Annotated in this window: 12 protein-coding genes, 1 tRNA gene and 1 pseudogene; 8 read left to right on the top strand and 6 right to left on the bottom strand. The window is 58.1% G+C overall.

Annotation, left to right across the window (positions count from 1 at the left end):
- Positions 1-111 (top strand): annotated as a pseudogene (locus NMG46_RS26990) (IS630 family transposase); the annotation flags it as partial.
- 51 nt (positions 112-162) lie between these two features.
- Here the strand turns inward: NMG46_RS26990 and NMG46_RS26985 are convergent.
- On the bottom strand, positions 163-555 hold the full coding sequence (locus NMG46_RS26985) for a hypothetical protein (RefSeq protein WP_091595098.1): 393 nt from the start codon (positions 553-555) through the stop codon (positions 163-165).
- Between the two features lie 117 nt (positions 556-672).
- Between NMG46_RS26985 and NMG46_RS26980 the strand changes: the two genes are divergently transcribed.
- Together NMG46_RS26980 and NMG46_RS26975 are read left to right on the top strand one after the other, a co-directional pair.
- Positions 673-1,743: a DUF262 domain-containing protein gene (locus tag NMG46_RS26980; RefSeq protein WP_091595096.1), complete on the top strand. Its 1,071-nt coding sequence runs from the start codon at positions 673-675 to the stop codon at positions 1,741-1,743.
- Entirely contained in the window at positions 1,733-2,401 is a 669-nt protein-coding gene (locus NMG46_RS26975) for a hypothetical protein (protein ID WP_091595094.1), read from the top strand. The genes NMG46_RS26980 and NMG46_RS26975 overlap by 11 nt, the downstream gene beginning before the upstream one ends.
- Here NMG46_RS26975 and NMG46_RS26970 read toward each other — a convergent pair.
- A complete protein-coding gene (locus NMG46_RS26970; protein WP_091595092.1) occupies positions 2,398-3,552 on the bottom strand; it encodes a DNA cytosine methyltransferase in 1,155 nt (384 codons plus the stop codon). The two genes, NMG46_RS26975 and NMG46_RS26970, sit on opposite strands and share 4 nt — an antisense overlap.
- Positions 3,553-4,108: 556 nt before the next feature.
- On the opposite strand from NMG46_RS26970, the gene NMG46_RS26965 reads away from it, so the two are divergent.
- Entirely contained in the window at positions 4,109-5,464 is a 1,356-nt protein-coding gene (locus NMG46_RS26965) for a hypothetical protein (protein ID WP_091595090.1), read from the top strand.
- A gap of 66 nt (positions 5,465-5,530) precedes the next feature.
- Here NMG46_RS26965 and NMG46_RS26960 read toward each other — a convergent pair whose 3' ends face one another.
- The 3 genes from NMG46_RS26960 to NMG46_RS26950 all read right to left on the bottom strand — a co-directional run bounded on the left by NMG46_RS26960 (position 5,531) and on the right by NMG46_RS26950 (position 8,088).
- Positions 5,531-6,700: a hypothetical protein gene (locus tag NMG46_RS26960; RefSeq protein WP_091595088.1), complete on the bottom strand. Its 1,170-nt coding sequence runs from the start codon at positions 6,698-6,700 to the stop codon at positions 5,531-5,533.
- A gap of 9 nt (positions 6,701-6,709) precedes the next feature.
- Positions 6,710-7,711: a nucleoid-associated protein gene (locus NMG46_RS26955; RefSeq protein WP_091595086.1), complete on the bottom strand. Its 1,002-nt coding sequence runs from the start codon at positions 7,709-7,711 to the stop codon at positions 6,710-6,712.
- A 131-nt stretch (positions 7,712-7,842) separates the two neighbouring features.
- Positions 7,843-8,088: a hypothetical protein gene (locus tag NMG46_RS26950; RefSeq protein WP_126034262.1), complete on the bottom strand. Its 246-nt coding sequence runs from the start codon at positions 8,086-8,088 to the stop codon at positions 7,843-7,845.
- 1,314 nt (positions 8,089-9,402) lie between these two features.
- Here NMG46_RS26950 and NMG46_RS26945 point away from each other — a divergent pair.
- The 3 genes from NMG46_RS26945 to NMG46_RS26935 all read left to right on the top strand — a co-directional run bounded on the left by NMG46_RS26945 (position 9,403) and on the right by NMG46_RS26935 (position 11,139).
- The gene (locus NMG46_RS26945; RefSeq protein ID WP_091595315.1) at positions 9,403-9,654 is read left to right on the top strand and encodes an AlpA family transcriptional regulator; all 252 of its coding nucleotides are present in this window, start codon (positions 9,403-9,405) and stop codon (positions 9,652-9,654) included.
- 65 nt (positions 9,655-9,719) lie between these two features.
- Positions 9,720-9,965, top strand: coding sequence for a DNA-binding transcriptional regulator (locus tag NMG46_RS26940; protein ID WP_236387255.1), 246 nt, complete (start codon positions 9,720-9,722; stop codon positions 9,963-9,965).
- A complete protein-coding gene (locus NMG46_RS26935) occupies positions 9,949-11,139 on the top strand; it encodes a site-specific integrase (RefSeq protein ID WP_091595079.1) in 1,191 nt (396 codons plus the stop codon). Before NMG46_RS26940 ends, NMG46_RS26935 begins: the two co-directional genes overlap by 17 nt.
- Positions 11,140-11,245: 106 nt before the next feature.
- On the opposite strand, the gene NMG46_RS26930 is transcribed toward NMG46_RS26935, so the two are convergent.
- Positions 11,246-11,321: transfer RNA gene (locus tag NMG46_RS26930), tRNA-Ile, on the bottom strand.
- A 180-nt stretch (positions 11,322-11,501) separates the two neighbouring features.
- Between NMG46_RS26930 and NMG46_RS26925 the strand changes: the two genes are divergently transcribed.
- A complete protein-coding gene (locus NMG46_RS26925) occupies positions 11,502-12,212 on the top strand; it encodes an SIMPL domain-containing protein (protein ID WP_254820368.1) in 711 nt (236 codons plus the stop codon).
- Positions 12,213-12,308 lie beyond the last annotated feature (96 nt).

Below are 12,308 nucleotides of genomic sequence, written 5' to 3'. Positions count from 1 at the left end.
GCCGAGAGAACCATCAAGGCGTTGTGGGACACGGTCGGCGCGGTCGTCGACCTCTTCACCACAGCCGAATGTGCCAACTACTTCAAAGCCGCAGGATATGAACCGGATTAAACAGGACGCGCTCTAGTCTCGGAAGAGAAGGGCGGATGTCGAAAGATACCGCTAGTCGTAACTTTTATTGCCGGTGCCGGCAGATCGACGTTCCGACCTTCCGATCGTTGAAACGCTCCGGCGGATCTGCAATCTGAGTTCGCCGATATCGGAAACGTCGGATAGACGAATGGGATAGTCGGCCGTCTCCAATTTAACTCGACGGTCGTTCGGGTCGAGGTCGGCGAGGGCCTTACTGTCGACCCACGCCCCCTCAAGATTGCCACCGAGCACCGCGAGGCGGGCTAAGATGGTTTCAAGGGTCGCGATATAGTCCGGGTTGTAGGCGGGCTTGCCTCGGGAGACGCCGCCATTCGAGTGAAGCACGATGTCGACCCCGATGGCCGTTTCTTCGACCTCGAACTCTGCGTCCAGTATCTGACCATCCTCACCGAAAGCCGTCAAGACATTTTCCTCACGGCGCCGAGTGTTGGGCGAGCGACGCAGGGTTCCGATTCTCTGCCTCGCTAGCGATCATGCCAAGAATCTGACATCTATGCATCTTGTCGGGACCAAAACCTTATGTCGAACCTTTTACTGCAGTTGGCAGACCCGGACGAAGTGGCTGCGATCGTCGATGATGTGCGCCGGGAGGCTCGGTACGTTGTTACGGACTTTTCCGTCGAACTGGTGGTTTCGAAATTTCGCGATGAGGCCGAGACGGAAGGGGACATCTACGTTCCGGAGTATCAGCGAAGCCTCGCTTGGAACGAGGAGCAAAGCTCCTATTTCATCGAGAGCCTCATCCTCAGGGTCCCAGTTCCTCCGGTATTCCTCTATGACGTCGAGGGGCGCTTGGAGATCGTTGACGGCTCGCAACGGATCCGAAGCCTAGTACGATATTTGCGGGATGGGTTCGCGCTGAGAGGTCTCGAGAAGCTAGACATACTGAACGGATATCATTTCGCCGATTTGCCGCCCTCGGTGCAGCGGCGTCTCAACAACACGCCAATACGTTCGTTCGTCTTGGACCAGGGAACCGACGAAAGCACCCGTGTTGAGCTGTTCAGGCGCCTCAACACATCAGGAAAGCGACTTGAAGACGCCGAAATACGGAAAGGCGTTTACCGCGGTGCCTTCCTCGATCTGGTGATTGAAAGGGCTGCATCAGACCTCTTTAAGAGCTTGACGCCCCATATGGCCAAGGGCGTCGACGCTCGCAGCGAGCGTCAAGAGCTAGTCACGCGCTTTTTCATCTACTGCGACCGCTACCTGGCGTTCCGCCACGATGTCAGGAAATTCCTCGACTCCAACATGGACAAGCTGAACAAGTCCACTGACGAAGCGCGGCTCTCGGAGATGGGCGCCGAATTCGAGCGGACAATGCAGTTTATCCGCATGTACTATCCGAAGGCCTTCTATCGGCCGGATGGAGGGAAACGCGTTCCTCGTGTCCGCTTCGAAGCCATTGCCGTTGGAACGGCGCTCGCCTTACGGAGCGATCCGGCCTTAAGGCCGCCATCGGATGCATGGCTGCGGTCGAAGCAGTTCGAGGAGCTGGTGCGGACGGACGCCAGCAACAGTGCTCCGAAGCTCCGGGGGCGTATCGAATACGTCCGCGACAGCCTGCTCGGCCGTCCGTATGAGCGTTGAGGGACGCTTTCGCGTCCGCGCGCAGGACGTGTCCGAGTACCTAAAGTCTCTGCAGTCGCTGGAGCGTGTTTACAACATACCCGGCCGCAGTTTCTACCGCGCAACGGCGGCGATCACGGCGTCCCGCGCCTCCGCCTTCATCATGATGTACAACTGCATAGAGTTCGGTTCCCGAGAGGCGTTGGTAGGGCTGCGACAGGAGATCCTGGCAGGCGGTGGCGGCTTTATGGCTCTGAAAGACTACTGGCAGGAAGAGATAGCCCGAGCTCACTTCCGCGACCGGCTCACCCAGGGCGCCAACCACGACAGCCTCATCCGCGACGTGGCCAGGTTCGCGCCTGGGGTCGTGGACTGGAAATCAGACCTGCGCCGTCTGCCGTTTTCCGGAAATGTCGACAACGAGGAATTGCTACGCTTCGTCGCGCGGATCGAAAGCCGATGGCGACCACCGCGATCTTGCCTCGGCGGTTCCGACCTGGTCCTTATAAGACAGATGCGCAACACACTTGCTCATGGCGCCGAGACGTTCGAGACCGTCGGTTCCCAATTCAGCACTCAGGACATTACCGAGAAGTTTCGACGGACAAGGATCTTCATGGTCTCGCTCATTAAGGGGCTTGAGCGCTACAAGACAAGGCAGCACTACCGCCGCGTTTAGGCGGGTACTTCTTCGAGACCGCAGTGGGTCGCCAGTGCTTGCGCGAAGTCTTGGTTCTTAGTTAGCCCACTCTTCATGTAGCGGCGAAGAAATCCCTCGGCGGCGCGGACGGATAATGTCTGTGCATCGTTCAAGCCAAAGCTCGCGATCGAGACGCGGCGTTCGTCTGCCGGTCCTTCACCCGCCCCAGGTATGTAGCGTGAAGTCTGCTTAGGGCCACCCCACGCCGCGTTGTGCTGGGAAAGCGTCTCGGTACCGTGTTCCTGATAGGCAAGGCTGTGGGCTTCCGAGGCCACCAGACGTTGTCCGACCCAGGTCGCCACAGGCACGCTCACAGCGTTGCCAACAAGGCGCCAGCGCCCGCGCTCGCCCTTATTGGTGTCGCGGGCAGCCGCCGTCCAGCCAGCGGGGAAACCTTGAAGGCGTTCCGCATCCTCGATGCCAGGCGTCTGAAACAGTCCAGTTTCCACCGTCCAAATAGCAGGCGGTGAAGGTATGCTTAGGCCGGAGCCCCCTTTTAGGGGTGGTACTGCATCAGGGGTCCAACCCACGCCACGATTGCCCTCAGTCCAGTAAAATCCGATGTTGGCCGCCCAATCGCTTGCGGGCGCTACGCGGTCGATACCGTCGAAGAGGAGGTTTCCGGGGTCACCCTCCAACATGCCGACGATGAAAATGCGCCGGCGTCGATGCGGAAGCCCAAATTCCCGAGTGTCCAGCACGCGGTACGCCCAGCGGTAGCCGCGTTCGGCTAGCTCGGCGGTAACGTACCGTACTGCCTTGCCCTTCTGCAGATTTAGGGAGAACGCAACGTTTTCGAGAACTATAGTATTCGGCTTCTTCGGTGTAGCGTCGAGCAACCTGAACACGTGCGACACCAGCCCGGACTGGCTGCCGTCCAAACCAGCCATCCGTCCAGCTTGACTGAGATCCTGGCAAGGCCAGCCACCGACAAGGGCGTCGCACTTGGGAAGACGAGGCATGGCCGTGACATCGTCGACAAGACTGATCTCCGGAAAGCGGCTTCGCAAGACGGCCTGTGCCGCAGAATCCTTTTCGCACATCAGGGACGTCTTTAGGCCCGCTTTGGCGAAACCCACCTCGAATCCACCAATTCCCGAAAATAGGCTTGCGACGGTCTGATTCGACATGAGATTCTCCGAATCCCTTATCAGTTAACAGAGATCCGTTTCAAACTCGAGAAAATAAATCGCAGCTTGGCTAGCGCCAAGCTGGCCAATATGGCTCGATCGCCCATCTGCGCAGGCAGGGCGAAGGTCGTGTTTCAGGAAAGTCGGGGAATTCACTCAGAGTTCAAGGTAGAACTTTCTAGCCGGTTGGCCCGAAAGCAGGCCTGTTGAAGCGTCTGCTTCGGGTCACGTCACGAAGATACTCGCACCGAATTGAAGGTCCGTTATGGAAGATCCGAGGCCCGAAGCTTCCAGTCCGCTATCGGCCCCAAGAATGACGGGCTGCAATGCGCCATATCGGTCGTATAAAGTGCCCCCATCCGTTCCCGAAAGCCGTCGTCTGTTACCTGGCTCGTGAGCTGCCGGCAGTCTATCCGAGGTTTCGTTACAATTGTCGGCGGACATCTCGAACATCGTTGCAATTGACGCACACGGATATCTATTAGATGGCGGTAAATCGGACGGTAGCCGCTATTCTCGAGACGGCGGATTCTGCCATTGAGGGGGATGTACCGGCATGCGACTCATCCAGAACAAGGCGTCCGATGATCATCGGACCGCTGTCGCCCATGTTTTGGAGGGCGCTGAGCAGATCAGCATCGCCGTCGCCTTCCTAAAAGAGGGTGGCGCACGGATCATCGGGCTGCTCCTAGAGGCACGCCTGAAGCAGGGCGCTAAAATTGAAGCTTTCCTCGGTACTGATTTCTACATCACCGAGCCAAAGGCGCTCGCGCATTTGCTCGCAATAAAGAAGCGGTTCGGGGCCTTCGAAATGTTTCTTGCAAACGGCAAGACCGCAACCTTTCACCCGAAGTCCTATGTCGGACGAAGCGAAGGCCAGGTTCGGTGTCTGATCGGGTCAGCGAACCTCACGACCGGCGCCCTGACAACAAACGATGAAATTTCAATCCTGGCGACCGTGAACTCGGACGAACAACTGTCGTCGGATCTGAAAGTCACCTTTGCCGATTTTCGTGAGAGCGGCAGCTTCCAAGAACTCGATGACCTGGTGCTTGGGCAATATGCCTCGCGACACAAAGACGCCGAGCGATTGCGACGCAAACTTGAGAAAGAGCTCGAAGACAACTTCGCCGCACAGTTCGATCTGCGGCGCTTGAATGGCTTCCTCCGCCAGTACCGCGCAGACAAGACCGAACGTTCCGCGCTGGCGAAGCGCCGGACCGATCGGGACAAGGCATTGAAGGTTCAGCAATTGATCGCGGATCTCGGCAACGCGCCGAGGATTTCGAAGGAAATGAGGAGCGTCTTCGCAGAGAATCTAAGCAATCTGATTTCTTCAAGAGAGCCTTATCAACATCTCTGGCATTCCGGCGACATTCATCGACGAGGGTCGGCGGCACTCGATCATCCCAAGAAGACGATCACACTGTTCGCCGCGGGCAGGAAGGCAGCCAAACTCGCGCCAGAACGGGGTTACGAGCAGATGCGTCAGCTAGCGCTCGGTATTCCTGGCGTGGGCGTGAATATGATCACGGCGATTCTCTGCACCTTCGCCCCGAAGCGGTACGCTGTCTTCAACGGCAATACCTCCGGCGCCCTAGCGGCGATCGGCATTGGCGCGCCTCGAAGTCCAACTGTCGCAACGCTGTCGGCCGAACGATACACGCAATTGTGCGCTACCATCGACGCGCTGCGGAGGCGCATCGGTGGCGCTGATTTCACGGACGCCGACGCGTTTCTCAACTGGCTGTATTTCAAGACGAAGCCTTCCAAGCGCGCGCATGAGGGAGGCGCCCCAAAAACCTCACCTTGCGTGTCGCGGCCACGCCAAGTTGTCCGGCAGCACCGCGCCTCTAATCGGCCGTTCAGGCAGAGTTTGCCTTCACCGAAAGCGGGCAGTCCGTTCGAGTGAACCACATGGCCCATAGTGCCCCAATCGAACGAATCTCGCTTCTATGGCGTGACCCGAACGGCGCTCTCAGCACGCCCACGGCATCAGAGTTGTCAGCTGGAAATAAATGCGCCAGGTGAGTAGCGCCCCGAGCCCGCAGACGACAAGGATGATGCCAAGGACGAATCGGTGAAGTGTAATCCGGTTTTCCAGCTTGCGATAAAGAGGGAGGAACTCCGCGGCGACGACCGAGTAATCGCCCTTCAGCTTGGTCTTCTGTCGGGTCAGATCGTCGTCTATCGTCGACAGCGTCAGCAGCTGGTTGACGATGGCAAACGCCAGGAGGGCAACGAACAGCGTTGCACCGAGCGAGATGGCGAGGTTTGCCCAGAAATTCACGTCGCATTGAGTTGCGGGCTTGAGCTGCGTGGCGATGATCACACTCGCGACGGGAATGCCCATTATCTGGTTCTGGATGTCATGGAATGTCTTATGGATCTTACCGGTGTAGTCCGCGATGGCCTCTTCCGCCTTCCCCCGGATCTTGTCGTACGAGAACTCCGACGCGAACAGCCTATAGCTGTCCTCGCACTTTGTGACGAAGTCCCGAAAGTGTCGAAGAAGGTACCTGAAGCGCTCGCCTTCGGGATGGGTGCGACACGTCTCGATGAGCGTGGTAGCAACGATCGCAGCCTTCTGGTCCTTGTGCACCTTCTGCATGACGAAGTTCTCGAACTCGTCGACCAGTATGGAGTTTACGGAGACAAGGTCCGATGACCTGAAGTCTACACGGACCATCAGCCGGATCGAGCCGAGGAACAGCATCTCCGCCTGGTACGGGTCGAGAAACGCAGCCGCCTCTTTTAAGGTGCGGACCAGGCGCAATGCGTTCCGGTAGCGCGCGACGGCGTCGGGAACGACGGTATCGTTGTAGGCGAACCTCTCCTCGATCAGGTAATAGCGCTCCGGCTCGGCTATGCGGTTGCGACGGTTCTCGAGCAGCCGGTCGAGGGTGAGCGCGAGGAAGCCAAGTCCTGTGCGTGGAGCGCCGATTTCGACGCTAACTGTCGCGCCTATGACGACCGCCGACGCTGAGTCGACCGTGAATGCCGCGTCGTCGAAAGCCTTCTCATCGCTTTCAATCTGCTTCAGCGTTTCCACAATGCTGTAATCGCGGACCGTCAACTTTCCCGCGGAGCCATCTTTCGAGAACTCCGTGTTGCGGTAGAGTGCTATCAGCTGGTCGAACGTGATCATGAGGCTACGCTACTCCTGATCGTGTTCCAGTCTTTCGATCAGGTCGGGAGGGAGTTCGGTGAAGGTCAGGGTCTTCTTGTCGTCGTTATAGACGATCTTGCCGTCGGTAAGGGCTTGCCGATTGAATTCGACCGACCAGAGCCGCGTCTTCGCGGAGAACTTCACCATCGGCGACAGCGCTCGCTTCTTCGGAACGAAGCCGTCGCCAAGTCCGACATCCGGATCTCCGAGCGATTTGGCGAGTTCTTTCGGGTTCTCTGGAAAGAGCTCGTTGGAGAATGTCTCGAGATCCAAAGGCTCGTTGTCCCGGATGTATCGCTGGCAGATGTCGTACGCCTTCTGCAGGAAAGCTTGCTTGTCCTTCACGAAGCCCTTCGCCGGCTCGGCGAAACCGTTCAGCACGCGCACCAGTGTCCTGGTATCCTCGAGGTCCTGAACGGTGCTGTCGCAACCGAGGAACTCCTTGAAGTACTCGGCGACGTTCCCCTTGCCCTTTAGGAAGCCGATGTAACGGTCCGCCGAGTTAGTCCATGCCGTCATGTTGATCCGGCCGGCGAAGCGGAAGCCGTCGAGGTCGAGGTGTTCGACTGACGCGATGTCAAAGCTTTTGGTGAGCGCCGCACCGAGCTTGTCGTTGATGATCGCCACTAGCAGAAACCGTTGCTCGTCCTTCTCGAGATGCGCGAAAAGGACGTGACCGCCCGTCGCCCCGGGCTTTCGGCGCGCCTGAACGGTCAGTGTCGTCATCAGCTTGGCCGTGAGCGTGGCGAAGTCCTTGAAGTCGCCCTTCCGGAACTCGTCAAGATAGGTCTGTGCCGGATAGTTGTCGGAGCTTGCCGCGAAGCGCCCGTGAGACTTCGAGGCGCGGCTCGCATACATGGCGTGCAGCTCGCCGACCACGCGCTCCACCGTTTCCGAGACCTTGAGGTGCGCGTTACCCGACACCGTTTCAAAACTCTCGGAATTCCTCTTCAGGTCGTGCACCGCGACCTGAATGACCTGCTCGACCATCGAATCCTCCCCCTCGTGATGGCAGTTATGCGAGACGTGAGGGCCCGAACGCAAGTGTTCGAAGGATTAGCAGACCGAATATCCACGCCATGCGTGTCGAAAGGCGGAACGTCTTTCGATCCGCTCATGGCCTACGATCGCAGCGCGGTTTGGATCTTCTTCCACTCAGGAATTTCATCGAAATGGTACTTACGCAGCCTCGTGAAAAGATCGAACGCGTGAAGGGTTCTTAGGATTAAGAGCGGGGCATTGAACGACGCCATTAGCACGCCCGAGAGAGTATCTTGCCGTTCAGCGAGCAACGCCTTGAGAACGACGATCTCGTTGCCGGGGTCTACGATCCAGGCTCCGGCATTGGCAACGAAGGTCACCGACACGGAGTCGGCAGCCGGGTGACCGATCTCGCAAAGTTTCGCGTAGGAACGGCTTTATGCCGGGAATCTTCATTCCATCCACGTGGTCGACGTACTGGAAGGTCTGCATCGCCTTGCGACTGCCGGTGTCTTTTCGGTCTTCAGCACCTTCCGGGCATGCGTGAAGTGTATCAGCGTGTCTTCCAACTCCTTAGCGGACAGCATGGGCTCCCCAGCCTGACCCGAAATCTCGGCTCGTATCGCATCCTTGTTGTAGGCGAGCGTCCGGGCCACTGGTCCCAGGCTGTGGTTTATATCGCCTGCGGATTCGATCAGGCTTCTACACGCCGACGCGCAGCCATATAGACTTCCCGCCTCATGTTCGCGGACCGCCACCTTGATCCACCTGGACGTACGGAACACCGATGCGACCGAAGCCATATGCGCCCGGTACAGCATCTCCGTCCAATAGATGTGCCCCATGTACGCCCGCCCGATCGATTCGTCGCGAGCCCTGTATTCGAAATCCGACAAGTCCTTGAAAGTGTACCTGTCTCTCATCAGATCAGGCGCAATGTCGTTGACGATGCGGCCGTAGAGTTCGGAATTCTTCCGAACACTGCGGACTTTTCTTAATGTCCAGATCGAGAGCTGGTGTCGAGGGCGAAACTTGGACCATGCAGCGATCGTCTTTCAAACACATCCTAACAGAGAAGCCGGACGCCATGCGAAGCACGTCGGTGACCGGCTGCTTTCGTATCTTCATTCGCCAAGACCCGACCGCCTACTGTCGGCCCAAACGGGACGTCTGAGTAGTGGCTCGCTGATCGCCACTCCTGGCGCAAAGCTGCCAATCGTTGTGCGGCGCCCTCGTCGACTTCGATCGACGAGCCGAAATTGCCTTGCTCCATCTAAAGTTTGAGCGATGAGTTAAAACCGATATGATTAGAAATATCGGTTTCAGCACCAAAGAGTGGCAACTCTGCGACGGCGGTTTTTCGACGGTCCTCGGGATAACGGCTCCGATTTCGACACTGAGGGAGGGTGCGCAAGAGGGCCAGCGGGATGTCGCAGGTGGTTAGCCCCGGTCGTGCACAATGCAATGTAGCCGTCCACCGACTTGCCCCACGAGTCCGCTTAGAAACGCTCTCCTCCCGTGATCCACAGTCCACACGTTGCTACCAGTTTACGCCGCACGAGCTAGTCAGGCCGCTTCCGCTTAACGAGGCTCTTCTTATTTTAGCCCAACACGATCTGCTCGCAGCGAAATGGCAACTAGGATGCGGCTTTGTGCTTCGACACCAACCCGCCCGGAGTATCAGGACCGAGGCAGCGTCCATGAAGAGTGACGCAATCTCGTATCCCCCACGAGGGCTATCTCGTGAGGAAGCAGCTCGTTACATCGGTGTCGGATCGACGCTTTTTGACGAGATGGTTGCCGATGGGCGTATGCCAAAGCCCAAGCGCATCAATAGCCGCGCTGTCTGGGATCGTGTAGCCTTGGATATCGCTTTCACCTCGTTGCCGGACAAAGACAGCGGCCTTCAAGAGCTGTTGGAACGAAGCAAACGGGGCGTGGAAAAAAGATAGCAACTACGCTCGTTGCGTATACGCTGCAGGCGTAGTACGATGATAGCCCGTGCGGAAGGCATGATGTGAACGAGAATGAGAAACTTGCGCAAGACGTGAAAGCATGGCGGGCAAAGGAAGGGTTTACTGCCGAAGCCGCGGCCAAGGTACTGGGAATACCGAGGCGCACCTTTGAAGGCATAGAGCAAGGAAGAGGGTTTCGTTACCCGGTGCTCCTGCGCGTTGCCATCAAAAGCAAAACCCTTTCGCTACGGGCGAGTCTGAAAGGGTCCCCCGGACTGAAAGGAGCATTTGATGGCTCGGCCATTTAAGGATGCCCGTTACCCTGGGGTATCTTCGCGCCTCAAGAACGGCAAGCTAATCTATCGCTACCGCGCAAAGGGCATGCCTGAAATCCGCCTTCCCGGTAAGCCCGGCGATCCCGAGTTCGAGGCGGCTTACGAGAAGGCCACGCAGGGTCAAGGCAAGAAGGCAGTTATCGTCGATTTGCCCGGTCGGGCACTGCCAAAAACCTTTGGTCATGCCGCGCGCCGGCTTGAAACGACAATGGAGTGGTTGGGCTTTGATGAAGCCACGCAGCAGAAGAATGCGCGACTGATTGAGCGTTTTCTCAACCTGCCGGTCGATCCCAACTACCCACTCACCTGGCGCAATACTCCTGTTGAACATCTCGACGCGGATCGGCTTCGCGCCATCATTGAAGGCATCTTCAGGACGAACCGCACAGTCGCCAAACACACGTTGGTCGCCATCAAGAAGCTTCTATGGGTCGCGACCGATGTCGAAAAATGGATCAAGCCGCAGGATGATCCGTCGCTATCTATCCGCGTGCGGGTGCCCAAATCGACCAAGAACCCAGCTTGGCCAATTGCGATGCGCGAAAAGTTCGAGGAGCGACACCCCATCGGTACAGCCGCGCGCACCTGCTATGCACTGGGGTTCTGGCTTGGAAATCGGCGCGGCGATATCGCTGCTCTTGAGTGGGACGATCTTTTAACCGAAGAGATCGAACTGTTCGACGGCTCGCTGGTGCTAATCGAGGCCTTTGATTTCCGCCAGAAGAAGAACCGCAACCGCCATGGCGGGCGGGAGATGTTCATTCCAGTCGTAGACAAACTAGCAACGGCCTTGGACCTGCTCGATCGCTCGAGAGGCGGCACGGTCTTAAAGAACGCCTATGGCAGGTCATTCTCGGAAAAGAGCCTGACCGGCATGATGCAGCACTGGACGCGGCAGGCGGGAATTCCAAGCGGCTACACGCTTCATGGCCTGCGCCGCACCTTCGGCACCTACCTCGCTGAATGCAACATCCAGGCGCGCGCCATCATGGAGGCGATGGGTCATTCCTCCATGACGGTAACAGATGAGTATGTGCGTGAGGCCAATAAGAAGCGGATCGCGGTTGATATTGCTCGTGCCATCAACGAGCGCGAGGCCAAACGCGACGCCATGAAGCGGCGGGCAAACCTCCGCATCGTCAGATAATCAAATCGAGTCGGAACAAACCGGGACCACGGTCCTGCTTTGGGCCCATAATGGGCCCAAAACGTTTTGGGCCGAGGGCACTTTTTGTGAATAAAAACAATGGTTATGGTGGGCCCGGAGGGACTCGAACCCCCAACCAAGCGGTTATGAGCCGCCGGCTCTAACCATTGAGCTACAGGCCCCACGGCGCTGGATTAGTGTTTTTCCCTGAACCGCACAAGGCTTTCCGAGGGCTTTCCGAGCAGGCGTTCCAAGGGGCTGGCAGAGATCGCCCAAATCAGCCCATATTGATAACCTATTGCACGTCACCCATTGGACACCGCCTACTCGGCTGTCTTGGGATCGCAGATCGAGGAGATTTTATGACCAGACGTATTTTGCCCCTGGCGATTGCCGCCGCAGTCGCATTTCCGGTGATCGCGGCCGCCGCCGATTCACCACCGCCGCCGCGTATCGTCGTCACCGGTGAAGGCGAGGCGGCGATAGCACCCGATCTGGCTCTGCTGACGCTCAGCGTCATGCGCGAAGCCAAGACGGCACGTGCAGCGCTCGATGCCAATAACGACGCCATGGCCGCGGTGATCGCTGCAATGAAATCATCCGGTATCAAGGAGCGCGACCTGCAGACCGCGGGCATCCAGATCAACCCGCGCTATAACTACACCAACAAGCCCGACGGCAGCCAGGAGGCCGAGCTTGTCGCCTACCAGGTGACCAACACGCTGTCGGTGCGCATCCGCGACATCGACAAGACCGGCGACATTCTCGACAAGGCGGTGTCGCTCGGCGTCAACCAGGGCGGCGGCATCTCCTTCTCCAACGACGATCCGGCGGCAGCCGTCACCGAGGCACGCAAGAAGGCCGTCGCCAATGCCATGGCCAAGGCCAAGACGCTGGCCGAAGCAGCCGGCGTCGGCATCGGCCGGGTCCTGGAAATCACCGACCAGAATTTCGCACCACCGCCGATGCCGATCAACGCCAAGGCATTCGATGCCGCCGGCGCGTCGGTCCCGGTGCAAGCCGGCGAGAATTCCTATACCGCACAGGTGACGGTGACTTTCGAATTGAAATGATCATCGCTTGCAGCATGCAAAACCCCGGAGGATCGATCCTCCGGGGTTTTTGAGCCGCGCTTTCCGTCCTGGCGGAAAGGGCTCCGCTACTCTACC

This window comes from Mesorhizobium sp. LMG 17147 (assembly GCF_024297145.1).
Classification (GTDB): Bacteria; Pseudomonadota; Alphaproteobacteria; order Rhizobiales; family Rhizobiaceae; genus Mesorhizobium.
Note: the sequence above shows the minus strand (reverse complement) of the source record. Positions and strands in the feature narration are given on the sequence as shown.